Annotated in this window: 30 protein-coding genes and 2 tRNA genes; 13 read left to right on the forward strand and 19 right to left on the reverse strand. The window is 48.5% G+C overall.

Annotated features, from left to right (window positions below; all coding sequences use genetic code 11):
• Positions 1–40 precede the first annotated feature (40 nt).
• The 5 genes from BLO43_RS00245 to BLO43_RS00270 all read right to left on the reverse strand — a co-directional run bounded on the left by BLO43_RS00245 (position 41) and on the right by BLO43_RS00270 (position 5,176).
• A complete protein-coding gene (locus BLO43_RS00245) occupies positions 41–757 on the reverse strand; it encodes a PEP-CTERM sorting domain-containing protein (protein WP_175443799.1) in 717 nt (238 codons plus the stop codon).
• Positions 758–1,165: 408 nt separating this feature from the next.
• Positions 1,166–1,519, reverse strand: a complete 354-nt coding sequence (locus BLO43_RS00250; protein WP_090904956.1) for a hypothetical protein — start codon at positions 1,517–1,519, stop codon at positions 1,166–1,168.
• Positions 1,520–3,387: 1,868 nt separating this feature from the next.
• Positions 3,388–4,053, reverse strand: a complete 666-nt coding sequence (locus tag BLO43_RS00260) for a Kazal-type serine protease inhibitor family protein (protein WP_217628000.1) — start codon at positions 4,051–4,053, stop codon at positions 3,388–3,390.
• 84 nt (positions 4,054–4,137) lie between these two features.
• Positions 4,138–4,479 carry a hypothetical protein gene (locus BLO43_RS00265; RefSeq protein ID WP_090904960.1) on the reverse strand — a complete coding sequence of 114 codons (342 nt, stop codon included), beginning with the start codon at positions 4,477–4,479 and terminating at the stop codon, positions 4,138–4,140.
• 373 nt (positions 4,480–4,852) lie between these two features.
• A complete protein-coding gene (locus tag BLO43_RS00270; protein WP_074631939.1) occupies positions 4,853–5,176 on the reverse strand; it encodes a hypothetical protein in 324 nt (107 codons plus the stop codon).
• A 250-nt stretch (positions 5,177–5,426) separates the two neighbouring features.
• Here BLO43_RS00270 and BLO43_RS00275 point away from each other — a divergent pair, with 250 nt between their 5' ends.
• Both BLO43_RS00275 and BLO43_RS00280 read left to right on the forward strand, forming a co-directional pair.
• Positions 5,427–6,659 (forward strand): OprO/OprP family phosphate-selective porin, encoded by a 1,233-nt coding sequence (locus BLO43_RS00275; RefSeq protein ID WP_254773248.1) that lies wholly within the window; start codon positions 5,427–5,429, stop codon positions 6,657–6,659.
• A 41-nt stretch (positions 6,660–6,700) separates the two neighbouring features.
• Positions 6,701–7,525, forward strand: coding sequence for an aminoglycoside phosphotransferase family protein (locus tag BLO43_RS00280; RefSeq protein ID WP_090904962.1), 825 nt, complete (start codon positions 6,701–6,703; stop codon positions 7,523–7,525).
• 58 nt (positions 7,526–7,583) lie between these two features.
• On the opposite strand, the gene efp is transcribed toward BLO43_RS00280, so the two are convergent.
• Positions 7,584–8,150, reverse strand: coding sequence for an elongation factor P (efp, locus tag BLO43_RS00285; RefSeq protein ID WP_074631941.1), 567 nt, complete (start codon positions 8,148–8,150; stop codon positions 7,584–7,586).
• A 59-nt stretch (positions 8,151–8,209) separates the two neighbouring features.
• Here efp and BLO43_RS00290 point away from each other — a divergent pair, with 59 nt between their 5' ends.
• The 6 genes from BLO43_RS00290 to BLO43_RS00315 all read left to right on the forward strand — a co-directional run bounded on the left by BLO43_RS00290 (position 8,210) and on the right by BLO43_RS00315 (position 12,101).
• Complete coding sequence (locus tag BLO43_RS00290) at positions 8,210–8,926, forward strand: uracil-DNA glycosylase (RefSeq protein WP_090904964.1); 717 nt, start codon at positions 8,210–8,212, stop codon at positions 8,924–8,926.
• 13 nt (positions 8,927–8,939) lie between these two features.
• Positions 8,940–9,128, forward strand: a complete 189-nt coding sequence (locus BLO43_RS00295; RefSeq protein ID WP_074631943.1) for a tautomerase family protein — start codon at positions 8,940–8,942, stop codon at positions 9,126–9,128.
• A gap of 8 nt (positions 9,129–9,136) precedes the next feature.
• Positions 9,137–10,954 (forward strand): excinuclease ABC subunit UvrC, encoded by a 1,818-nt coding sequence (gene uvrC / locus BLO43_RS00300; protein ID WP_090905809.1) that lies wholly within the window; start codon positions 9,137–9,139, stop codon positions 10,952–10,954.
• Between the two features lie 216 nt (positions 10,955–11,170).
• Positions 11,171–11,743, forward strand: coding sequence for a CDP-diacylglycerol--glycerol-3-phosphate 3-phosphatidyltransferase (gene pgsA, locus BLO43_RS00305; RefSeq protein WP_090904966.1), 573 nt, complete (start codon positions 11,171–11,173; stop codon positions 11,741–11,743).
• A gap of 80 nt (positions 11,744–11,823) precedes the next feature.
• Positions 11,824–11,898: transfer RNA gene (locus BLO43_RS00310), tRNA-Gly, on the forward strand.
• A 129-nt stretch (positions 11,899–12,027) separates the two neighbouring features.
• Positions 12,028–12,101: transfer RNA gene (locus tag BLO43_RS00315), tRNA-Cys, on the forward strand.
• A gap of 15 nt (positions 12,102–12,116) precedes the next feature.
• Here the strand turns inward: BLO43_RS00315 and BLO43_RS00320 are convergent.
• The 6 genes from BLO43_RS00320 to BLO43_RS00350 form a co-directional block, all read right to left on the reverse strand.
• Positions 12,117–12,674, reverse strand: a complete 558-nt coding sequence (locus tag BLO43_RS00320; RefSeq protein ID WP_175443800.1) for a tyrosine-type recombinase/integrase — start codon at positions 12,672–12,674, stop codon at positions 12,117–12,119.
• A gap of 372 nt (positions 12,675–13,046) precedes the next feature.
• Positions 13,047–13,541 carry a hypothetical protein gene (locus BLO43_RS00330; RefSeq protein WP_090904973.1) on the reverse strand — a complete coding sequence of 165 codons (495 nt, stop codon included), beginning with the start codon at positions 13,539–13,541 and terminating at the stop codon, positions 13,047–13,049.
• A 246-nt stretch (positions 13,542–13,787) separates the two neighbouring features.
• On the reverse strand, positions 13,788–14,123 hold the full coding sequence (locus BLO43_RS00335) for a hypothetical protein (RefSeq protein WP_090904975.1): 336 nt from the start codon (positions 14,121–14,123) through the stop codon (positions 13,788–13,790).
• Positions 14,124–14,373: 250 nt separating this feature from the next.
• Positions 14,374–14,532 (reverse strand): DUF3309 family protein, encoded by a 159-nt coding sequence (locus BLO43_RS00340; protein WP_090904976.1) that lies wholly within the window; start codon positions 14,530–14,532, stop codon positions 14,374–14,376.
• A 300-nt stretch (positions 14,533–14,832) separates the two neighbouring features.
• Positions 14,833–15,567 (reverse strand): hypothetical protein, encoded by a 735-nt coding sequence (locus BLO43_RS00345; protein ID WP_090904978.1) that lies wholly within the window; start codon positions 15,565–15,567, stop codon positions 14,833–14,835.
• A gap of 1 nt (position 15,568) precedes the next feature.
• Positions 15,569–16,033, reverse strand: a complete 465-nt coding sequence (locus tag BLO43_RS00350) for a hypothetical protein (RefSeq protein WP_090904980.1) — start codon at positions 16,031–16,033, stop codon at positions 15,569–15,571.
• 352 nt (positions 16,034–16,385) lie between these two features.
• Here BLO43_RS00350 and BLO43_RS00355 point away from each other — a divergent pair, with 352 nt between their 5' ends.
• Together BLO43_RS00355 and BLO43_RS16600 are read left to right on the forward strand one after the other, a co-directional pair.
• A complete protein-coding gene (locus tag BLO43_RS00355; protein WP_090904982.1) occupies positions 16,386–16,685 on the forward strand; it encodes a hypothetical protein in 300 nt (99 codons plus the stop codon).
• Positions 16,682–17,434 carry a phage antirepressor KilAC domain-containing protein gene (locus BLO43_RS16600; RefSeq protein WP_175443801.1) on the forward strand — a complete coding sequence of 251 codons (753 nt, stop codon included), beginning with the start codon at positions 16,682–16,684 and terminating at the stop codon, positions 17,432–17,434. Before BLO43_RS00355 ends, BLO43_RS16600 begins: the two co-directional genes overlap by 4 nt.
• A 34-nt stretch (positions 17,435–17,468) precedes the next feature.
• Here the strand turns inward: BLO43_RS16600 and BLO43_RS00365 are convergent, their stop codons facing one another.
• The 6 genes from BLO43_RS00365 to BLO43_RS16245 form a co-directional block, all read right to left on the reverse strand.
• Complete coding sequence (locus BLO43_RS00365) at positions 17,469–18,125, reverse strand: DUF2971 domain-containing protein (protein WP_090904984.1); 657 nt, start codon at positions 18,123–18,125, stop codon at positions 17,469–17,471.
• A 121-nt stretch (positions 18,126–18,246) separates the two neighbouring features.
• A complete protein-coding gene (locus tag BLO43_RS00370) occupies positions 18,247–18,867 on the reverse strand; it encodes a hypothetical protein (protein ID WP_090904986.1) in 621 nt (206 codons plus the stop codon).
• A gap of 117 nt (positions 18,868–18,984) precedes the next feature.
• Complete coding sequence (locus tag BLO43_RS00375) at positions 18,985–19,803, reverse strand: DUF4393 domain-containing protein (RefSeq protein WP_090904988.1); 819 nt, start codon at positions 19,801–19,803, stop codon at positions 18,985–18,987.
• A complete protein-coding gene (locus BLO43_RS00380; RefSeq protein ID WP_090904990.1) occupies positions 19,800–20,324 on the reverse strand; it encodes a hypothetical protein in 525 nt (174 codons plus the stop codon). The genes BLO43_RS00375 and BLO43_RS00380 overlap by 4 nt, the downstream gene beginning before the upstream one ends.
• 82 nt (positions 20,325–20,406) lie before the next feature.
• Positions 20,407–20,844 carry a hypothetical protein gene (locus BLO43_RS00385; RefSeq protein ID WP_175443802.1) on the reverse strand — a complete coding sequence of 146 codons (438 nt, stop codon included), beginning with the start codon at positions 20,842–20,844 and terminating at the stop codon, positions 20,407–20,409.
• A 227-nt stretch (positions 20,845–21,071) separates the two neighbouring features.
• On the reverse strand, positions 21,072–21,599 hold the full coding sequence (locus BLO43_RS16245) for a uracil-DNA glycosylase (protein WP_139149196.1): 528 nt from the start codon (positions 21,597–21,599) through the stop codon (positions 21,072–21,074).
• Between the two features lie 198 nt (positions 21,600–21,797).
• On the opposite strand from BLO43_RS16245, the gene BLO43_RS00390 reads away from it, so the two are divergent.
• Complete coding sequence (locus BLO43_RS00390) at positions 21,798–22,301, forward strand: hypothetical protein (RefSeq protein WP_090904992.1); 504 nt, start codon at positions 21,798–21,800, stop codon at positions 22,299–22,301.
• Between the two features lie 180 nt (positions 22,302–22,481).
• Here the strand turns inward: BLO43_RS00390 and BLO43_RS16950 are convergent, their stop codons facing one another.
• Positions 22,482–23,063, reverse strand: coding sequence for a PEP-CTERM sorting domain-containing protein (locus tag BLO43_RS16950; protein WP_090904994.1), 582 nt, complete (start codon positions 23,061–23,063; stop codon positions 22,482–22,484).
• A 157-nt stretch (positions 23,064–23,220) separates the two neighbouring features.
• Here BLO43_RS16950 and BLO43_RS00400 point away from each other — a divergent pair, with 157 nt between their 5' ends.
• Complete coding sequence (locus BLO43_RS00400; protein ID WP_139149197.1) at positions 23,221–23,628, forward strand: hypothetical protein; 408 nt, start codon at positions 23,221–23,223, stop codon at positions 23,626–23,628.
• On the forward strand, positions 23,606–23,923 hold the full coding sequence (locus BLO43_RS00405) for a hypothetical protein (protein WP_139149198.1): 318 nt from the start codon (positions 23,606–23,608) through the stop codon (positions 23,921–23,923). The genes BLO43_RS00400 and BLO43_RS00405 overlap by 23 nt, the downstream gene beginning before the upstream one ends.
• Position 23,924 lies beyond the last annotated feature (1 nt).

The raw sequence follows: 23,924 nt of genomic DNA on the forward strand, positions 1-23,924 counted from the left end.
GGTTCGTTTTGGTCGCAATCTCAATGTTTTATTCAGAGGTTTACAAAAAAGATGGCGCATTCTTGTGGCTGTCCAGCATCCTTAGACTGACGCCTTGCTTTCTTCGATGAGCCGTCCAGCCCATTAATCCTATGCCTCCCAAGATCAACGTATATGTGGCGGGCTCAGGAACAACACTTGCGGGAGGAATGGCATCTATCGCACCGACAGTGGCGCCATAAAAATACTCATAATTAGGAATTGTGAAAAGGATGTCGGTATAAGTTCCGATAAACTTGAGCAGTCCATTACCCTCCCAGCCGGTAATGGAACTGCCGCTCTGGGTGAGTAAACCACCCCCCCAATTACCTGCCCCCTGGCTTACTATGCTGAATGTCGCATCGTTCAGAAAATTGAACGTGACGGGTAAGCCTGATTGTCCGACGCTAAAAAGGCTTATGATGGGATCAACCACCGCCTGAGAAAAATGAAAACCGTTTATTTCGTTTGTGCCACCGGTCATCAGGAGCGTTCCATTTGTTTCTGGAGTATTTGTCACCTCGGCACTGGTAAATGAGGTCGGAACATTATAGATATATGAACCATAATCTACTCCAAACGTATTTCCAGTGTAGGTGACATTGATGGTGTTCGATCCCTGGGTAAAGTTGCCGTTCGCTGATGATGTCCAGTGAGCCCAGCTGGCCGTATCCAAAGGTGTTGCTTGAGCAGGCGCAATAAACATGATGCCGATAATAGCCGCAAGTTTTCTTATCATTCTGGTTCTCCCGATAATTTCATACTTCAAATAAGGCATTGTTGTATAACGATATTATCAATTCCGTTTCCTTTGTCAGCAAATGCTTGGAGAACCGGTAAATGATGCGTTACTATGGCTTATCGGTATTTCTGTCACAATTGGACTGAAGTACATCAAGCCTCAGCTTTTTATTGGACTGAAGTACAGGATGGAGAACGGGCGCCGCTGGCTGTGGGAGTCGGCGCCGCATGATTGCGGGGAATCAGTGATGCGTTCTATTTCTGGGTAATAATAATGACGAAGGAATATAATCGGGTAAATTCATGCGTCGTCATACACGGAGGGATTAGGGGCCAGCAAAGGCCCGGCCGTAACAATACCTGCCATCTAAACTGACAATGTTTTGTTGCAGCAATTCTTTAGAGATCAGGCAAGTGTCACTGGTCCGTGATCATCGCAGTGCTCATCGTGCGGGTGATGGAGATGCCCATCGACCAGATAGTCGATATGATCGCCGTGCGGCACCGCTTCGTGGCCGCAACCGGGGCCATGTGTATGGGTCTGCGAATGGCCAGCACAAAGGTGTTCGGGCGTGCAATTTTCCGGATTGTCACTTGTTACTCCAATTACATGTTCATCAGTGTGATCCCCGTGCTGGTGATGCAAATGTCCGTCATGCAGATAATCGACATGATCATCATGCACGATACCCGTATGGCCGCACCGCGGCCCGTGTGGATGAGTATGATTTTCGTGCTGTGGCAGGTTACAATTAGTCATCTCGTTTTTCTCCTGAAAGATGTAGACCAAGTTGCGATAACATCAGACGGGCTACAAACTATAAAAAAATAACCCCGAATCATGTGCCGTAATAAATTTGACACATTTCCTTGCACGCATCCGCGATAGTCAAAGTTCAACTATCCAACCGGGTTGCGAGCGATTCATATGCTGGGCTCCGGCCTAAGCAATCTTGCAGATATGCCGAGTCGGTGCGGAGGGAAGCCGGATGAGGATGTGGATACTTCCCTTATACGGGTGTAGCTGAGTCCGACGATATTGACTATGAATTTCTGGAAATTGCCCGACCTTACCTGGAAGCTCGTTGGGGTTTATAGCGACTGGATCTAACCTCCTTGTAAGACAGGGGGCGGCGTTTAGCAAGGATCTGGATAGAAGCGACCCCTGGCCATTCAAGAATAGCCAAGAATAGTCATGTGACGCGAAATTTCCGGCTGATTCCAATAAGATCAGAGGAAATACTTCCTTACATCTTGGTACCGATATTGGCGGTGTAGGATTTATGGGGCGCTTTTCTTACGTCGCCATCGACTTACTATTAATGGGCATTTCCGCGCATTTTGCGCGGCCGGGTGTCGCGGATAATGAATCGTGCGGTTCCGGACTAGCCCTGGTTAAACTCGACCCTGCGGACCCTTGGTCTGATCGTAAACGTTTTTTTCTCCAGCTGATTCTTGTCTATATCACTCCAGCATTCCCGAGTCTTTGATTGAGAATGTCGAAACATTTTTTTCGTAAAGACTTCCGCGCCGTGATCAAGCAGAGCAGAAGAAGAGGTCGTGAGTGCGTCATCATGATACTTATTCACTTTTTTCCTCCTTTTAAAGCAAAAGAAAAAACTTACAAAGAATCCCGCTTTCCGTATGTAGCGAACTCCATCCAGAGGTTTGTAGAGAATAATCCGATTATAAAAAAGAACTGTGCGCTACCGAACTTAACAGGGTAATTTGGGGGATTGGGTCAATGTTCACAACGCATAATTATATTAGTCCATCAGACAATGGTGTTGGTTCCCCTGTCAGGGGGAAATCGATTAGCCTACCTCGCGGTTCATGGCATCGCAGATCGAGCTACGATCCTCACTTTTTTGTATGCCGTTTTCTTGGCAATGTGTTTCGCAAGAACAGGCCCTAAGGCAATCTCTAAGGCTGACTGGCTCATTCGCTTAATCCCATTGGTCAGTTAGGCGGAAAAATTTTAAGCTTTCGGCTGTTATTTTATTGTTCACAATTGCTGTGGATAAGTTTGTTGATAACCTATGAACACGGGGAGTAAGTTACCCTTCTGTAACAATATTTTCTTACCTGATCATTTTTTGAACTTCATAAATATTTCAATATAAACAGATACCTATGTGACAACCCAAGATCCATGCGGGTTTGACCAGTGCTATGGTGTGATTTTTGTTACGAATGTGGATTACTCCGGAATGTCAAGAGAAATCTTGTTTTTTTCAGTTAAATCCATATTGCGCGCCATGTAGGTTAATCGCAGCATATTGGGGGAAGTTAAGCTCTCTAGCCGCTCCTGAAAGGCCTTCACAACGCTTATAAATATTGAGTTGAGGGTATACAAAGAGGGCATGGAATGACCAGAATTAAGACTGTTAGCCCTGATTCCTGGTGAATTCCGATGAAGCTAGGGAGCAAGAATACAGCGGTTTTGGATGATTTGTTGGGGTACGACTGGAACAGATACTGGATCAGCGCCACATGCTGTACCAGGTGGCCGGGAAGATTCACTGCGCGGCGGTGGAAGAATGGTTCGCGGTGCTCTGATTCAGAGGAGAGCCATCCGGCGTCCTGATCCCTGTGAATCGCCGGTTTTCCTCATTGTCATTGGGTCTGTTACCGCGCCAACTCTTCCGGTATCTTGCATTTTCCGTAATGATCGACGGAAACACCAACGCGCGCGGCTTCGCATTCGTTTCCATAGGTCTCTCCGTCACAACCGCAAACGGGTTTGTATTCGTGAGTGCAAATCGTAGGGATAATTTTGCAAGTTCCTTGTGCCTCGGCAATCTTGCATTGCCCGGTACCAATTTTGCAATACTGTGCATCAGAGCATATCGCGCCCAACACGCCCCCACAATTGAATGGCTCGCTCGGTTCCATTTCCTTGCAGCGTCCAGTTAACTCCACATTGAGAAAGGTTCCTGCACGGGGATGGATGGAACGCAATTGCTTGATCAGATCGTTGAATTTCTCCGCTGTTGTATCGAAAGCCGCTTCCACGCATGCGGACAATCCGGCTTCCATTGAGGCAGGGCCTCCCACCCTGGGATAATATACATAGTATATATTGATAATATTAGCACCCACGGCCCTGCCGACTGTTTTCCGAACCAATTGCACGGCCGCGTTATCCACGCCGCCGTGGGTGCTGCCGACGGTGATATTAATGGCGCGGCTCTCATTACTGTTTTGCGCGGAAGCGGATGTATTGATGAGTAAAGCCAATCCCATCAGTAAAGCGTATATCAACATTTTTGTATGTTTTGCTTCCGCCATCATGCATTACCATGGTCTGTTCAGCCAATCGCTGCCGTAATGGTGTCTGAAACCGGCAGTGAATAGCCGGGTTTCAGTAATCGTGATCTAGTTTGGTCCGATAGGTCCTCCTTGCTCATACTTCGGATCCTTGATCGGCTTGCCTTCCTTATCCCGGGAGAATTCCGGCACATGGGGGTCTTTGCTTGGTGATGCGGGATCTTGGCCTCGCTCCACCCGTTTCTTTTGGTCGACATACCCGGTATCCATACCCTCTTTAGAACTGGCGGGACCACTTTTTGCGGCTGAGCCGCTCTGCCCTGTGGAGCCGCTCTGCTCCGATGTGCCGTACTGCGCATGTGCCACGCCAGCCGTGCCGATGCTAAGGGTAGCGCCCAGCGCCAATGCAAGTGCCAGCGAACGATTTGCCGATATAGAAAAATGTTTCATGGCTATTCCTTATATTTATCCAGCGATATTGCTGTGTTGAAAAGATTACGCAGTGTTTTCCAACTCTTCAGTTCGGTAGCACACTGAGCATGCCCAAAACGATATTTCGGCGAAAACGTCGTCGTGGGAAAGTCTTCGTGAAGCATGGATACTCTGTTAACCATTCTGCCATTGAGCTGCCGCTATCTCCTGGATGCAGCTATTGACACCGTTGCCGATGACAATTGATTGATGATCATGGCCGCACTAACTTTTCTTGCGCTCCGGATGCAATCGCAGCTTTGCAAGATAGAACCGTCTGGAGATAACAGATCGAGCGGGGCGGCGGAGAGATTTTGCTTCCTGCGCCCCGTAGCGGGTAGTACCAGTTAGACTAATAATGGCCTTTGAGCCTGGGACCTGTACCGTCCGTTCCCGCGCTGTCGTCCTTATTATCGTCATATCTTTCAGTACCATCGGTGCTATACCTGGAATTATCCGTGGAGCGCCGATCAGTCCCATAACCGCTCTTTTGATCGTCACGTTTTGTGCCGTAGCCTGAATCCCCGCCAGAGGTACCTGATGACGGGGAATCATAGGGCTTCTGTGTCGTACCGCCTTGATCATAACCCTGCGCTTGCACGATCCCGGCTGTGGCAAAAATCAATGCACCGGTCAATACCAATGATTTTGCTGATAAAATTGAAGAGAATTTCATGATTATCCTTTTTTTAATCCAGCGACATCGCTGTGACAGCGATAATACGGTAGTGCTTCTGTCTGTTCAGTGCGCTAGCACACGGATGGGATGAGCGGCCGGAACTCATCATCATAGGGATTCGGATTGTTTCCGGTTGGCCACGGATTCAATGCGTAGAAATCAATTACGGAATAAAATTAATTTGTCAGCCGGCTCGACGCTTAATATTCTGAAATACTGCGTTTTGACTTTGCTCATGGGTATCAACATGACTGCAGTTTATGCATTTACCATTGAAACCAAAGGCGGCCCCAAGATCAAATCCAACGATGGTAATTTTGAAATGGTCTTTGGTGCCCGCGCCCATCTCGACGTGCATTCATTCAATGATGACAAGGCAAACCCTGGCTACCCTCCTTTCGGTAGCCAAGTACCCGACAGCCATCCGGACGGCGGTTTCAACTTCCGCCGCGGCTATACCGATGTGACGGTCAGATACTATGACCTGAGTTTTAAATTCCAGAACGATTTCGCTGCCGGTACTTTTCCTGGCAGTCTCCGTGAAGCTTGGGTTGGGGCCAAGCTCGGTCCAGGTCAGCTCACAATCGGCCAGTTCAAGCCTTATCGCGGCATGGAGGAACTGGCAAGCTCAAATGAGATTACCATGATGGAGCGTCCTTCCACCACATCGACCGGTATCTATACCGGGAGGCAGTGGATGATGGGCGTGGGTTACAAGGGCCTCTATGCAAATAAATTTGGCTATGGTGTGGATATCATGAGCCTGGCGCATACCGGTATGCCGATTGCAGGGTCAAGCTATGGTGGCCGCCTCTTTTGGGTACCTTTTGCAGAGGAGGGCAATACTCTCCACTTTGGGTTCTCTTACAGCGTGGATGATGCGAGCTCCGAGTCGCTTGCCGCGAAGGTCGTCGATGTTTATGGCGGACGCCGCGGAATCAGTAAATCCTTGGGTATCGCAGGCGCCGGTATAGGCTCATCAGGCGATAACAAGCAATTCACTTTCGAAGCGGAAGCGGCATACTCCCTCGGACCGGTGACCCTGCAAGGAGAATACGCGAATTCAAGGCTTGACAACACGCATGTAGTAGGCGGGGCGCAGAAGGATTCCACGGTACAGGCATACTATGTGCAAGCCAGCTGGTTTGTGACCGGCGAAAGATCGATTTACAGGAAAGAGCGGGGGGCCTTTGGCAAGCCAAAACCGATCAGCAAGTGGGGCGCACTCGAACTTGCCATACGTTACGACCTGGCGGAGAATTTAAATCAGAGCCTGACCGCGGACCCTTGCCGCACCGGTACTTCAAAATGCCAGGTCCAGGTCATTACGCTGGGTACCAACTGGTATGTTCGGGAAGGCTTGCGCTTCATGCTGAATTACTATCTTACCGACGCTGTAATCGGCAATGCTGGTGCCGGCACTCCAGATCGGAAGGACACCCTCTCCGTAATTTCTTTCCGTACTCAGCTAAGCTTTTAAACGCTGGCAAGACTCATCCCGATTTTTCCAACAAATGCTGCATGGAGCGGCTTATTCAGGGATTCTTCAAGTTTGATGACTATCTCGGCCGGTGGAATCTTACGCCCGATGGTGATCCCATCATCACCCACAGTAGCCAGCTTCTGCCGGTACGCCAAGGCGCTACTCCAGCGATGCTCAAGATAGCGCTTGAAGCCGAGGAAAAATTCGGGGGTCTCCTGATGTCCTGGTGGGCTGGACGAGGCGCTGCCCGGGTGCTGGCTCATGAAGATGCGGCGCTGCTCATGGAACGTGCGGAGAACAATCTTTCACTTGCCGAGTTTGCGAGAAATGGCCGTGACGATGAAGCGAGCCGGATTATCTGTGCGGCGATAGCCGCTCTCCATCGGCGGATAGACCGGCCTCCTTTCGATCTTATCCCATTAACCCGATGGTTCGAGGATTTGGCACTCGCCGCAGCGCAGCATGGAGGCATACTGACCGTCTGCGCAGCCACCGCACGTGAATTATTGGAAACGCCACGGGAAGTTGTGGTGCTGCATGGCGACGTGCATCATGAAAATATTCTCGACTTCGGCTCACGAGGCTGGCTGGTGATTGACCCAAAACGCCTTATCGGGGAACGCGGTTTTGATTATGCAAATCTATTCTGCAACCCCGATGGGAGAACAGCAAGCGCTGCCGGACGGCTGACGCGACAAGTAGGAGTGGTGGCTGAAGCGGCAGGGTTGGAACGTAAGCGATTGCTGCAATGGATACTCGCCTGGGCAGGATTATCGGCGGCATGGTGGCTCCAGGATGGAGAGTCCCCCGCAAGCGAATTCAGGGTGGCGGAGCTGGCGGCCGCAGAGTTGGCCAAGAACTGATAGCCATCGTCCCGGTGGCGATTCATTCCAGAATCAGGCCTGCTCTGCCAATAACGTGTTACATCCGTTCGATATATTCACCGCTGTCAGTATTGATCTTGATCTTTTCGCCTTGCAGGACAAAGGCCGGCACCATGACAACGAGTCCCGTCTCCATTGTGGCAGGTTTGTAGGAACTGGTGGCTGTGGCGCCTTTAAGATTGGGTTCGGTATCGGTAATGGTCAGTACGACGCTGGCTGGAAGTTGTACTCCGATGGCACGTTCGTTGTGAAAATTGACTTGCACGTCGGTGTTCGGTAACAGGTATTCATATTGACTTTCGAGGAACTCCTGCGACAGGTTTAATTGTTCGTAGTTTTCCTTATCCATGAAGATATAATTATCACCTTCCTGGTAGAGATACGTCATGTCACGTGGCTCGACGAATGCACGTTCTACTTTGTCTTCGGTACGGATGCGCTGGTTGGTCTTGGTACCGGCCTCGATGTCTTTCATCTCTACCTGCATGAATGCTCCACCGCGGCCCCCGACATGGACGTGGTAACATTTCAGCACACGCCAGATGCGTTTATCCCATTCGATCAGGTTGCCGACACGGATTTCTGTTGCAAGCACTTTAGCCATTATTTTTCCAGTGAATCAAAGAGCGCGCATTTTACTATAAAAAGCCAATTGGGAAGTCTATGCAATCCACGTTTTTGGCAGATTGCCGTCAATGTCAGCGGTTGGCGAATTTTCTGGATGAAGTGAAAGTTTGCCATCCCGATTATCATGCGCGTCCCGTGCCAGCCTTTGGCGACATCGCGCCCAAGCTGCTTGTCATCGGTCTGGCGCCTGGCATGCATGGCGCAAACCGTACCGGCAGGCCTTTTACCGGTGATTTTGCGGGAATCCTGTTATATCGGACGTTACATAAATTTGGCTTTGCCAGCCACGAGGGGTCGGCTTCCGCAGATGACAATTTACAGCTTATGAATTGCCGTATCACCAATGCGGTGAAATGTTTGCCGCCGCAGAATAAGCCGGAGCCGGGCGAAATCCGTCAATGCAACCGGTATCTGGCAGCTGAGATTGCCGATTTCAGAAAAGACGGAGGTACTGCGTTACTTGCTCTCGGTGCTATCGCCCATCAGGCGGGATTGATGGCATTGGGGCTCAAGGTCAGGGATTATCCTTTCGGCCATGGCACCGTCCATGCGTTGCAAGGTGGCCTCATTGCCGATGATGCAGCACACAATGGCTCGAAATCCGGCGGCCTGACGCTGTATGACAGCTATCATTGCAGCCGCTACAATACTCAGACCCGGCGCCTGACTACTGAAATGTTCGAGCAGGTATTTGCAAAAATTTGCGCTGATTTGGCTATCGATATAGCAATTCAACTACCAGATTCAGATTAAACGGAGACTATTTATGCCCTATGTAAATATTCGTATTGCAGGCTCGCTCAGCCGCGAGCAGAAGAAAAAGATCGCGCAGGAGATTACGGAGACACTGGAGCGTATCGCCCATAAACCGAAATCCTATACTTATATCGCTTTCGATGAACTGCCCAATGAAAACTGGGCTATCGCAGGCAATTTGCTGGACGAGGAGGCCTGATCGCTTTGCTGGCAGAGTCTTCCTTCGATGCCAAGGCATTCTGCTCCAGTTTGCCCTCGCAGCCGGGCGTTTACCGCATGATGAATGCGGCGGGGCAAGCAATTTATGTCGGCAAAGCGATTGATCTAAAAAAACGCGTTTCCTCTTATTTTCAGAAAACCGGCTTGGGTCCCCGCACCCAATTGATGGTGTCGCAAATCTCGGGGATTGAAACCACTGTTACCCGCTCAGAGGCGGAGGCGTTGCTGCTTGAGAATAATTTAATCAAGACGCTGACGCCCAAATACAACATACTTTTTCGGGATGATAAATCATATCCCTATGTAGTATTGACCGGGCATCATTTTCCCCGGCTTGGATTCTATCGCGGGGGATTGGATAAAAAACATCATTATTTTGGCCCTTTCCCCAACGCGGGGATGGTGCGGGAGAGCATTCAGCTTCTGCAAAAGGTGTTTCGTATTCGCACCTGTGAAGATAGCGTCTTCAGCAATCGCACGCGACCCTGTCTGCTTTATCAAATCAAGCGTTGCAGCGCACCTTGCGTGAATCTGGTTACCGAGGAAGCTTATCGGGAAGATGCAAGAGATGCCGCGCTTTTCTTGCAGGGCAAGCAAACCGAAGTGCTGGAGAGCATTACGAAAAAGATGCAGGAAGCTGCCAATTCACAGGAATACGAGCAAGCTGCATTGTTTCGTGACCAGATTCAGTCACTGAGAAAAATCCGCGAAAAACAATTCGTGGACAGTGGCAGGGCGCTTGATGCCGACGTGGTTGCCTGTGTTACAGAGAATAACGGGAGCGGGCGAGTTTGTGTCAATCTTGCCATGATCAGGGGAGGACGGCACCTGGGGGATAAGAGTTTTTTTCCGCAAAATGCGGAAGGGTACGATCTACCCTCGGTAGTGGAAGCTTTTCTGGCCCAGCATTATCTCAATCGAAGTACACCACACCTCATTATCGTTGGTGAAAAAATTCAACGGGAAGTGCTGCAAACACTGCTCGCCGAACAATCCGGCCATAAGGTTGCCATTAATTCCAATCCCATCGGCGATCGGCGTATGTGGCTCGATATGGCGACAGAAAACGCACGTCTCGCGCTGGAACAGATGCTGAGCCGTCAGGCCAGCCAGGAGGAGCGTCTGCAGGCCTTGCAACAGGCCCTGGATATGCCGGGACTTGGCCGCATCGAATGTTTTGACGTCAGCCACACTCAAGGTGAAGCCACCATCGCATCCTGCGTGGTTTATGACAACTTCTCCATGCGCAGCAGCGAGTATCGACGCTACAATATCAATGGCATCACGCCGGGGGATGACTATGCCGCCATGCGCGACGTTCTGTCACGGCGCTATCATAAAATTACCGGAGGCGAGGGTAGGCTTCCCGATCTGATTCTGATTGACGGAGGCAAAGGGCAGGTAGGTGTGGCGCAGGAAGTGTTGGTTGAGCTTGGATTGAACGACGCGAACCTGCTAGGCGTGGCAAAAGGCGAAGAACGTAAACCTGGCCTGGAACAATTGATTTTCCCGGGGCTGCAAAAGCCGCTACAATTACCAAAGGATCATCCCGGGCTGCATCTGATCCAGCAGATTCGCGACGAGGCCCATCGCTTTGCGATTTATGGTCATCGCGCCAAACTTGGCAAATCGCGTACCAGTTCCAGCCTGGAACAGATTGAGGGTATCGGAGCCAAGCGTCGTCAAAGCCTGCTGGCACGGTTTGGTGGCTTGAAAGGGGTACTCACCGCCAGTATCGAAGAATTGCAGCAGGCCGAAGGAATCAGCCGTGCGCTGGCCGAGAAGGTTTACAAGGAATTGCATTGAATCGCAACCCGCTGGTTGCCTGCTCATCCCGTATTTGGGCGCTTTTTAGACTGCCCGTTCAATCTAAATCCGGTAGTTGTAGCGAATTTACTTCAAAACGTGAAGGTCAAGTGACAAAAAGAAATATTGCGAGTCATGATGCTGATCTGAAAATGAGTGGCCAACCGCCGAATTCAGGTTTAGTCTCTGTGGATTCAGTGGCATACCCTGACCTTTATGCCTTTTAACCTGCCAAATGTGCTTACCTGGATGCGCATCCTTGCGATTCCGCTGTTTGTGGGCATTTTCTATTTTCCACCCTCATGGTTATCTCAATCCGACCAGAACCTGATTGCTACCATTATCTTTACCGGCGCGGCCATCACCGACTGGCTGGATGGCTACCTTGCGAGAGTGCTTAATCAAACCTCGGCTTTCGGCGCGTTTCTTGATCCGGTGGCGGATAAGCTGATGGTGGCGGCGGCATTGATCGTGCTGGTCTATTTGAGCCGGCTTGATGCGCTTATTGCTTTCATTATCATTGGCCGCGAAATTACCATTTCAGCCCTGCGGGAATGGATGGCTCAAATCGGCAAAGGCAAAAGTATGGCGGTTTCTTTCCTGGGGAAATTAAAAACGGCGTCGCAAATGATCGCTATTCCGCTGTTGCTATATCACGACAAGATAAATGAAAGCTTCGACCCGCAGAGAATAGGGACGTGGCTGATCTATTTGGCTGCCATATTAACCCTGTGGTCGATGGGATACTATCTGAAGGTCGCGATTCCTCAGGCATTGAAACATGGCTGAAATCAGGTTTAGCGCCTGCGCTGACAAGTCCTTTCCTTGACAAAGAACCCAGCATCCTTATAATGCCAACATTATTTTTTGCGGGAATAGCTCAGTGGTAGAGCACAACCTTGCCAAGGTTGGGGTCGCGAGTTCGAGCCTCGTTTCCCGCTCCAGTTTGCAGGGAAAATGGATTCTTTCGCAAGAGGCCATGTATAAACAGACGTGAGCCTTTGTTGGAATCCGTTTTCCCTTTTTGATTTTCTATTGCATTGTCATGCAACCTATTCTGGTTGCGCAACAATGGCGGGGTGGCAGAGTGGTCATGCAGCGGCCTGCAAAGCCGTGGACGCCGGTTCGATTCCGACCCCCGCCTCCATTATTAATCAGTGACTTATAAGATTATTGGCAAATAATTTTTTTCGCCATTCTTACGGTTTTCCCGCTTGGCATAGCCAGACAGTAAAACTGGTGACACCTTTTCCCCAACCCTTGCACGGACGTATTCGGTAGTCATCGACTCGGTAGAGTGCCCCGGCAGCTTTCGGGCATTCGCCATGCTTTCCATATCCGAAGCGCTTTTTGCACGCAGGTCCCGAAACTGAAAGCGATTGAACTCTATGCCTGACTCTGCGGCGCGCTTCTCTGCCCGGTCGCGTGCCAGCTTGAATTGACTCCGGAAATAACCAGAGTGCTTGAGCTGCTGGCCTTTAGGATCTGACAACAATGTCATGCCAACGATGCCCCTGGACTTGATCCGATCAACAAGTGCCGCAAGTTCTCCGACAATATCGATCTGCAATTTGGATTTGGATTTGGTTTTGCCTTGCTGAACCCTTAGCGTGCCATCCTTGATATGATCCCAGCGCATTTTGAGCACATCGGCTGGGTGTTGCGCGGTCAGGTAGGCCAGGTCTATCCGTTCATGAGCAGCACGCGCAAGCCGCCGCAATAATTGGGATGGCCGAGCGGCTAGCAGATCCTGCCGCCCATGAATACATTGCCGCTCGGTTCGGCGGAATGACGAAGCCGGAGCAGGTTGTCATCATGATGAATGCGATATTCACAGCTCTGGGAACTGGTAGTCATGGTCGCCGCGGTGCGTACAAGCTGCTACTGTGCTATTTTGGGGCAAACATTGGATACCGCGCTATTCGATATGACTTGAAATGCAGAGATGCTGTTGTAATTGAAATCCGGAGAAGGGTGTATGACACGCTCGATGTGATCGGGAGTAGGGCGATGGAGGAGATGGCGAGAAAGTTGGAGAAGCATGGATTAGTTAGCTGTGAGCGGCACTATACTTAGGTTGGCAGGCAAGTGGTTACTGCCCCGGCTTTTTGTCGGCACTTTCGGAAAGAGTGATACCGCATGCTACACGTCGATGAATAGACGAGTCAGCCATGGTGCGTCGGAACGAAACAGGGATTCCAATAGCCGTTCCTTGGTTACGCCTCAATTTGTCGAGGAGTTCCAATGCCGGATATTCGTGGCGCTCAGCCTCTTTCCACGCGCCTTTTATAAACATGTAATCAACCACCGTGAATGTATTATCCGCACTATTTGGAATTATGTTAGTGGAAATCCCACCATCGTATGTCACACCGCCATAAGTTCCCTTCGGCCAGAAACAAAAGACACCACTCTTAACTGACACAAAGTCTACTGTCCCCGTAAGCTTATCTAGGAATTGCTTCAGTCCTGTATAGGCGTCTTTGGGACCTGATGCGGTAAGTTTCTTTTCCGAGAGAAAAGTACACAGTGCTGTGGTTGAAGTGGCCGCTACATAGGCAGCAAGTATGAGTGTGATAGGGTTCATGGGAGTCCTTTTTATAGTTTATGTGCGACCCTAATGCGTAATTCGAAACATTAGTAAATAGTTTAGTACAGATCGCGCAATATTCAACTTAGGGGTTACGAAACCCGTCATTGGCAGGTTTTCAGGCGAAAAGTTTACGACATGCTAGATGTGATCGGGGGGAGGGCGATTGCGCAAATATCGATTGCGCTTGAGGAGCATGCATTGATCAATCCTGAGGGAGCATCCTGCGGTAAGTTGAAGTTATCAGCCTGTCTCCCTTAATTCGTAGCCGAATGAGAATGCTATTACTGCAGTAAGCGGAAGTCGAAAGTAACCGCCACTATTCTGTAGGATAGGATTTTCGCGTGGTTGGTAGTACGTAGCGTCTCGAAGGTGGATAAAAGTGGGGTCAAACAAATCTTGGTCTTTCTCTTGTGGGCCTTCGAGATATTTCGCATTTGCAAGATGCATTAAGTATTCGTTTTCGCTGGTAATAAAACCTGAAATCAGAAGTCCATTAACAACTAGCGTTACCTTGGTTTCGAGGGGAGGATCAGTTTCAGCAAGCTCAATTGCAAGTAATAAATGAGCTGAATCCATACTAGGCTCCTTTAGGGCCATTGCACCGGTGCATTAATTCGAATTATTTTCTAAGAAATCGTGAGCACACTAGCACACGGCATGTGAATAACCCATTGTTTTAATGTTGAGTATTTGTGGGAGCGCGCCTGATATACTGGATGTAATCGGGAATAGAGCGATGGGCGACTTGACGACCGATTTTGAAAAGACGCGGTCAAGCCCCTTCGCTGAAAGCAATGCCGCTTTCAGCGAATTATTGCTCAGCAAACTATATGTGACCTAACAGAGCCAGAATTATTACTATTAAAAGAATAAGGCCGAGGCCCCCACTGGGCCCATAACCCCAGCCGCTGCTGTAACCCCATGCCGGAATTGCACCGACAAGCGCGAGTACCAGCACGATCACAAGAATGGTTCCGAGAGTCATTTTAGTTCTCCTCATCTAGATTATTCATTTCCATTATTGCTCTTTCCCAGAATATTCTCAGTGCGTTGGCTAACAAAATACGAAAGCAGTTCTGAGATTAACGGGGAATCAAAACGACGTGGTACTAGCGTTTTAGGCGCAGCGGATGGTCAAGAAGATAATTGCTGTCAACCTGAAACGTGGAAATGTGAGATCAGGCTGAAGGTTTAGGACACCCTGGATGTGATCGGGGGAGAGCGATGGCGGAGATGTTGGTGGCTGTGGCGCGGGGCTAAGGTCTATGGTGCAATCAGAGAAAATTTATTTTCCGATAAATGTATAAAGCGTGAATAGATACATTATTGCTACAAGAAAGGAGAAAAAGCCTCCTAACGTTATTCCAAAAGTGCCAGCGTTAAATACACGAATTCTTTCGACACCCCAGCGCTCTGACAAGAAATCTAAGATTAGGGACGTTTGCCAAGCAAGTAAATATGAAAGCAGCGATGAGGTTAGTAATTGGAGATACCCCCAGATTCTCCAGTTGGGATTGTTAGTTTCAGCCATTTCCAGAATGTTTAGCCATAAGGATAAATCGACACCCGGAGTTTTAACAATCTTAAGAATCTCGAGAATGGCTATTAGTACGGGAGTACTAAAAATACCGATGAGCGGAAAGAAGATAGAAGTGAATACGAGAAAACTAATAAAAGTGTCACGAAATGAAGCACGAACTCTAAAAACCAGAAACGCAAAGTGAACCGAAGTGACCATGACTAACAACCCTATTAGCATGATTAGACCTATACTGGCGCAGAAATTTATGCTAAATGGATCAATTTCGTAAAGCCGGTATGCTGAACCTTGCGCAAAGATTATTGTTATAAATATTCCAACAAACCAAATCTTTAATGCTCGTAATACGGCGTCAAGGCTATCGGTGGGTTCTTGTAAAATGGCTTTACATATCCCCGATGGGTTTCCGATAACTGTAGCCCATGCGCGAATACTTTCTCCAGTAAAATCGATAGGCTTAAAAAAATCCTCGAGTTTCATGCTAGTTTTTCTTCTTGGACAGAAGGAGCCATAAAAAACCTATCAGTGTAAGAAATTCAAAAACCGCCGATAGACCATCTTTCATTGCGTTACCCGGCCGAAAATCGACCGAGTTATAGCTTACGAGAATTTCGCCTGTCGATAGAAGGAAATGAAGTATTCCCAGCACAGCCGTGTAAGCAACACAAACACCAATTCTTAGCCGGTTGTCCGCCAGAATTCCAAACGCGAGCCATCGTAGGAAAAAACCTATCGCAACTGAAATAACAGCAAGTCCAATTAACCACTGCATAGAAAAAGAACCTACATGAATACCTATGCCAATACTCGGTAATAAAGGCATCCATAAAGGTGCGAACAATATCAAGATCGGCAAAGGCCCCAAGAAACTCCAGCTTAATTTAAGGTAGAGATACGACATCATGCCTTGATAAATCTTTCGAAAGTCAAATGGCTTGTCGTTCACGGGATTACCTTATTGGGGGGATTTTGAGAACATTTAACTCAGCAGCATGATAGTGCGAGTTTGCTCAAGTGTATAGCTCAGCTATTGACAAACCGCTTGCGCCCCATTATTCTGAAGTCACCACTGCAAATCAGTGGTCGAGTTTGGAAGCTCGGAGAGTCAGGCTGACAAACCGCCGCGCGCGGTTTTTTTACGTCCGTAGCACGTGACATCCCCTTTATGGGTGGCTCGTGTGGGGAGCCGAAAGGCTCGCCGGTCCTGACCTGGTCTTCCAACCCGCACGTGTCCGCCCACCATCATTTGGAAGTGATGGTGAGCGGGAAACTAAAACCGCTTAGTCAGGAGTACGATCATGGCCAAATCTAAACGCGCGTCCGCGCAAATTGTTTCCCCAGTTTTGAAATGCAGGAAAGGTGATTTAGCGATCCGCCTCGATGAGAACTTCGAAGGCCAGATAGTTGAGATTGTGGAGTATATCGGCAGAGTCGACGTCGAAACCCGTGCAGTGTTGGCAAATGCGTGGCAGATTTTGCATCCGACTTACGATCCTGATTATCATTACTTTTGCGAGGATAAATATCTGCTGCCAATTCGTCCGGGAGATCTTGAAGAAACAGAAAGCGATGAGCTCTCGCTCGAAGGGAGGGGATGATGAACGAACTCATCAAAGTTGAAGACCGCAACATTGGCGATGGTCAGGTGCAGGCGATCAATGCTCGTGAGCTGCATGCTTTCCTTGGGGTTAAGTCAGAATTCAGGAATTGGATCAAAAACCGGATAGATGACTTCGGGTTTATCGACGAACAAGATTTCGCTATGGTCGGTAAGAATTTACCGGGTGGTGGTAGGCAAACCGACTACTACGTCACACTCGATATGGCGAAAGAACTGGCCATGGTTGAGCGCAATGAGAAGGGCAAGCAAGCGCGCCAATACTTTATCGAGTGCGAGAGGCGAGCGAAATCCAACGTCGTCGATATTCACTCAGCGCTGGCCAATCCAACGCACCTGCGAGGCATGCTGTTGGCCTACACAGAGAAAGTGCTGGCATTGGAGGCCAAGGTACAAGAGCAAGCCCCTAAGGCGCAGTTTCATGATGCGGTAGCCGAGGCTATCAATTGCCAGAGCGTCCAGGAGGTCGCTAAGGTGCTCGGGACAGGGCAGAACAGGCTATTCAGGTTTCTTCGTCAGGAAGGACTGCTAATGCCTAATAATTTGCCATATCAGCAGCACATTGACGCCGGATACTTTCGAGTGGTCGAGAGGCAATATAACGATAGGCTAGGGGAGAGTCATACATATACCCGAACTTTAGTAACGGGGAAGGGGCTGACATTTATTCAGCAGAGATTGACTGAAAAGCGTGCCTTGGAAAAAGAGAGTAGCGAGGAAATGGTATAAGTGAATTTACAGAGGAAAGTACCGCATGGGATGGTTAGCGCCAAAGACTTTGTTTGCATTGACGGACGATTTGAAACGTTTTGAATGCTGGGCGTACTTTGAACGCTTCGACATTCTTGGATAACTCTCCCAGGGCGGTCTGGAGATCTGCACGTGTAATAGCTGATCGCGCCCCAACTATAACTGTAGTAAGGTGCAGCTTATCGGAGAAGTCAGCGAAGTACATATTCTTTTCTGTGTCTTTTTCCTCTAGTGTAACGAAACATCTGATTTCATTCTCGTAGCGCCAATGAGAGTATTTAGTGAACAAAACCTGTTTTGCGGTAGTGATGTCAATTTTGCTGGAATCGCGGAAGCACTCAGGCTGAATTACAAAGCGCCGACGGGAATAGGATACTTCGCTGAGGATCTCATCGGGGACGTCGAAGCCAAGGCAAATACCGGTATGTTTCTCCGCGTAATGACTCCATTGAACTGGGTTATGCCAATCTCGGCTAAAGCATAAAAGGCCTCTAGTTGATGCCATTTGGTTCTTCATAGCACCGATCGCGCGGCGAAGGGATTCATCAGCAAGATTGATGCCTAGGAGTTCAAACGGGTCATTGAGTTCGTGGAGGGTGGCAATTTTAAGGCGTCGTCGTCGCAGATTCTCCAGGCCGAACTCTGCGTTAACAAAATGGAAAACGCGCATGGGCTTACGTTTATACGGAAGAGATTGAGCAGTCGGGAGGAAGCGGTGGGAGAAACGTTAAGCTACGTATCTGGATAACCGTAAAATAGAGGCTGCGCTCCAAGTCATAGACGATCGTTTGTTATGGGGCAGCATCAGAGTCTGTGGCAGATTGTTTGAAGTTCTTCGGAAGCAGTGAGTAAGGTGAACCTTCAATCTGCAATGCGTTCCTACAGGCTCCCTCGAGTCTGATGGCTGCTAGGGCGACAGCTGATCGAAATTGGCCAGCAGTTCCTGGGTGCTCACCAAATGAGCCCTCGGTTAGAGTATCAAAAGCTTTATTGCCGCGAAGTGGTCCGATGAGTTCTCGAATTCGATCTCGGTGTGCGCCGGATTCAAGGCTTATGCCACCAATTTCATGAGCAAAAGAGTTCCGAATTTTTCTAATCATATGAAGTGCTCGACAGAAATTGTCATCAATTAGACCTAGCCGATGGCAGAGCCCAATTCGTGCGCTAAATGTAGCTAAGGGACTATCTCCATCAAGTAGCTCGTCATTTTTTGCAGTATTTGGGCGCAGAGTATTCTGAAGCAACTGATAAAGCATAACATCGAGCTTTGCCGCGCCGAGAATCACCGCAGCTCGATCGGATTCATTCTTAAACTCTGCAATGAAAGCACCAAAAGCTTTCAGATCTGCAGCCGGTAAAGGACTTTTTGCGTTCTTGGTAGTCGTATTGGGTTCCTTGTCAGCCGTAGTCAATTATATGACCCCTAAAAATTATAATGCATTGGACTTAACTCATCCGTAAATTGTATAGGAATGGATGGGAGAGGACTGGAAATCGATGTCGTTTCTCATCGTCGCGACTACTACAAATTAAAGCCCTACGGCTTTGGCAAACTGGTCTCCGAATGCCGTTTTTACTATGATCCCTTTCTGGAAAACTACTGATTCCCCGTCGAGATGTGGGGTGTCCCAAAAACGTCGGTACTCTGGCCGACTCTCGACCCAACTGTAATTGGCCTCATCAAGAAGCTGTGCTTGATAAGTAACCGTAACTAATCCTAACCGAATCCAGTTATCTACTATCGCCGGCATTCCTTCATCTTCAGCCGATTGTTGGGTGCTTTGGCTTTTCAAGTCAAGCAGGTGACGAAGAAGAATATGGTAGCCTTTAACTCCTGTGTTGAGACGGAGTTCAACTATGGGTAGTCCAGTCTGTGACTTAAGTATGGCTCCTATTAATTGTGCTTCCGTAGTATTTAGTTGCTTGATAATTTCAACGAATGCGGGATGCGCTAAATTCGCATTGCGACCATCCATAGCTGATGCGAGTAGGTTCAGGTACATTTCTTTCAAGTCCGGTTCTTCATGACAGAAGGCAAGTCCTTGAATCGCTGGTCCAGCGATCGATGCCTTCGGCTCAATGATTTCTTCCGGAGGAATTCTTGCTGCTTTTTGTGCCATATCAATCGCGAATTGTTCGGAGTAATATTTCCGAGCCTTATCAAAGGCGAAATTAAGCATCGCTAATGGCAGCAAAACATTATTGATGGCTTTCGTAACCGTGAGAGCCGTTTTGCCAAGTTCTTGACCAGCTTCTTTAACCTGCGGGTTGTTGCCGGCAGCCTTAATAACCTCACCAATGAGAGCGACGCCGTCCTTTGCATTCTTAATGTTTTCTTCGATAGTCATTTTTCTGCCTCTGCTACTGCTCGTGTTGTCTTAATAAGCTGAATTACTTCGTCAGCTTGGGCAGTTGTTATGGTTACCAAACCTTGCCAGTGATTTGTATCCTTATAACCGATAATCCGATTAATGACGCGTGCTGGGATGGATAGTCCTGATTTGAGTTCTTTGAAGAAAAAAATTATCCCCCATGTTTCCCCGTCTGAATCTTGACCCCAGAGATGGTGAGCTAACTCTTCATTTACTTCGATGACGATTAATACTCCTGCCTCATTAACTATGGCACCTTGTCTAAATAGAAAAACGCATTGACGCCAGTCCATTTTATTCAATTGATGGTGTCGTTCGAACTTAGCACCCCAGATATATATTTTTCCGTCTTTACAGGTCGATTCCAGCGTCTGAAGAACGGATGAATTGATAAGAAATTCTCGGATGTACTTCAAGAGCACCGGATGGTGAAGAGTCTTGCCAGCATTCGTTTTTGCAAAATTGCTTGTAATTTGTTGAAGTGTGATCGAGTGCATTTTTTATTAGTAGATAAATGATATAGCTGTGGGGCTCTGGTGGGCTCCAGTTCATCCGTAAATGTATAGGAACCGGAGAGTCTTATGAGACTGGACTACTTTCATGCCCAAGACAGTAGGGTTTCAACTGCTCCTCGAAAGATTTCGGTGGAGTCGGAAACGAATAGTTTCCGTTCTCCTTGAGCCAAGAAGCGGTATTGCCAACATTTGTGACCTTCAATAGCTCGGACAATAAAGCATCGTGAGGATAGAGATAAACAAACCCCGCATGCCTAAAACAGACCCACAGATCTTTATCCTGATATTTTTTATCAAACGTGAGGCGCCCTTTCAGTTGGACGCGTAAGATCTTTGAGCCGTCAAAGGGGACGGCCAGAAAATCTGCGCCGTTCCAGTCATCGGTGAGACGGTATGTAGCGAACCCGAAATCTGCCAAAAGACCTGATACCTTCTGGAAATTAAAGATTTCCTTCTGGCGTGAATTAAGGTCGATGTAATTTACACGTTGAAACGTTGTCATTATTAGATTCCGGCTTGTTTAAAAGCTAAGGGTATAGTCCCCGAACTCATCCCTAAATGGTGTAGGTTGGGACGAATCGTCGCTCGATTTTTACCGCACGATGGCGGCGTCGTTAACAGCGGCAACAACGTCGGCAAACGCAGTTTGCAGAACACTCCTGTTCATCGGGAATCGATTTACAAATAGAGGGCTCGGATGCGGGATTTGCATGATGCGAAGCGCAGGGCTCAGTTGCCGAAGCAACGTTTCCGCTCTGGCGGCTTTTGACCGACCAGCACCACAACTTTTAAGTTTGGAAGCAGAGGTAATAGCGATCGAAGTGCAGGTTCAGCATCACGAATATCTTTTAAGGTAACTGGCCGGATCTTCTGCCCTGTTCCCACATACCACGGCACTACATTCCATACAACTGTGCGTCGTCGATCAAGTCCCGCTTCCCGATTGAATGTGAAAAAGTTCTTTGCAGTTTCGTCAGGGTTATTTCGCGAGATAAAGCCAGATTCGACCGCCCTAGATCCCGGAGCTTCAAGTAAGAAAAGGCACTCAGCGAGTGTACCTCCATCGAAGGGGTCAAAATGTGGGATCTCATGCGTCAGATTTCGTTGGGAGCGAAGATCTTCGACAAACGCTGTGAGAGGGGCAATGTGGCTTACTGATAGCTGAGCCAAGCGGTGCGTGAGAATCGCAGTATCCCCGAGCGACTTTGGTTCATCTACGTGCGCATGGTGGTAGAAGATAGAAAGCGAATTAGGCATGAATTGTGGTGGAACCTTGAATTGACAGGCAGAGCTAGCTCATCCATAAATTGTATAGGAATGGGCGTGCTTTAGGTCGCAGACTTGGGGTTAGTATGGGTTGCGTTGCATAGCAGAGCAGAAAAATAAATCGCTGCTATAAATCAAAGTGTATTATTTCAATATAATCACGGTCGTTGTTCGGTGTAGGAGGGCTATATGATAGAAGCTCAAATTCACAAAGTCGAAGGTGAAGGTAAGCGAAAAGAAATTATAGAAGAGTTAAAAATTGTTCAGGATATTCTTCTGAAGCAGGAAGCTTACGCGCTGGGAGCACTAAGGCAAGCATATATAATTGAGACTGGGTTAATAGTACTCTATTTCAATACTGGTAACAGTAAATGGGAAGCAATGGAATTTGTCGTATTATCTGAGCTAGTATTCCTGAGTTTTCTCTATGTTCAAGTCATATATCGACAGGCGTTTCACGACGGGCTGGACCGTTCTCATTTTTTACAAGATCTTTTAGGTGGAAGACCAACAAGGTTTGGCTACGAACCCTTCGCTATACATAAATGTTTCCATCGTGCTTCTTTTAAGCTCAAATCGAGCGTATTCTGGCATGATTTGCGGGATGCGAGATTTTTTGTTCCAAACGTCGTGCTATTTTTGTCCCCGCTAGGAATTGCCTTTTTAAGCAAGATGCATGACAGTAATCCGTAATGTGATTTTCTTGTAAATATAAAACACTTGCGTTCAGCGGGAAGCGCTGATAGAAGTATTCTATAGAGTGCAAAAAAGTCACTCGCAAAACACGTAATCAGCAAACCCACCGCTAACCCGGTGGTTTTTTATTGAATGGGAAAGCTGTAATGAAAAATGGGGACCAAAGTCCCCGTCGGTTTACGTGGAGGAGATTTTTCGGCGCCGCGCCATAAAGCTTACTAGCCCTAAGCCGGCCAGAAGCATGGTGTAGGTTTCAGGTTCGGGGACGTTTGGCACATATTCGACGTCAACCAAAACTAGCGCACCTGGCCAAGCGCGAAGTCCAGGAACATTGATGCGGACAGTATCTGTATCGAAACTGAGCCCAACCTGCGACGCCGCGAATGAGGAACGTGGATCTAGAGACACGCCAACTATGGTCGGAAGGTTCGGGCCCGAGAAATCGTAAACGATCCCATTGAATAATCCGTAGGGGTAATTGACATCTAATCTAAAGTTATAAGCAATCGTTGAGGTCCCAATATCAATATCTGTTCCTACCAGACGATCACCATTAATCGCTTGTATGGAACCCGAGGGAAACTCGATAAGTGATTCGACTATTTTTGTAACGGGTACCGTGACTCGGTTCGATTCTGTCGGCGAAGTACAACAGTAACCGATAGCCGTTACCTGCACGCCCTCAAAGCCTGCGGCATTTACACTAGAGTTGACGGTGAGTGCGGTACCAATAGTAAGAATTGCAAATAGCCTTTGCATAGCGGTCTCCGAAATTGGATATCCAGGACAAGTATAGTAGAGGCTGAAGAAGAAACAAGGCAGTTTGTAAACCCGCCCCAGGCGAGTTTGCTACTTATTGTATGGGTATTTTGATCACACCAACCCGCGAAAGCGGGTTTTTTTATGGGCGCTCAAAATGTTTGCAGGTGCTGCATTACAAGCCGTTATCGCGGCCATCATATTTGCTGTTGGCGCTGGTAGCGGTTGGGCAGTCAAGTCCTGGAAGGACGGAGCGCAGATCGCCCTGGTCAATTCGCAAAAAGATGAGCTGGAATCACGTAACGCAATCCTCGAAACCGCGAACGGCAACTGTGCCACTGACATCGAGGGCGTGAAGAAGGGTGTTGCGGTAGTTGTCGCCCAAATCGAAGAGCGAGAGCGGGCGGCATCAGCCGCTATGGCGAAAGCCGATGTGCTGGTGGCGCAGCGTAAGAAGGAAATAGCTGCGATTAAGAATCTTCCGCCCGTACCGCCAGAGCCAGAGGCGCAATGTGTCGCCATCGTTCAGGAGCAGATCGGTTATGTTCAAAAACGTCATGAGTAAGATCGTGCGCGCGGCGCTGGTTGTTGTCTCCGTCACAGCCATGGCCTTTTTGGTCGGTTGCGCGGGTAAGCCCATCATCGAAACAAAGATCGTAGAAAAGCCGGTGCCCGTTTTCTGCCAGGTGGAAATCCCATCCGAGTGCAAAGACGCCTACGCAGTGGACCGGGTTTCCGCCAAGGATGATCCAGTCACCATCAATCGCGCGTTTCGCCAGGAGTTGGAAGAACGCTGGGCATGCGAGATAAAGCTGCGCGCGGCGGTGAAGGGATGTAACGCAAAGGTTGAAGTGCGGTGAC

It is taken from the genome of Nitrosospira sp. Nsp13, assembly GCF_900101945.1.
Lineage (GTDB): Bacteria > Pseudomonadota > Gammaproteobacteria > Burkholderiales > Nitrosomonadaceae > Nitrosospira > Nitrosospira multiformis_D.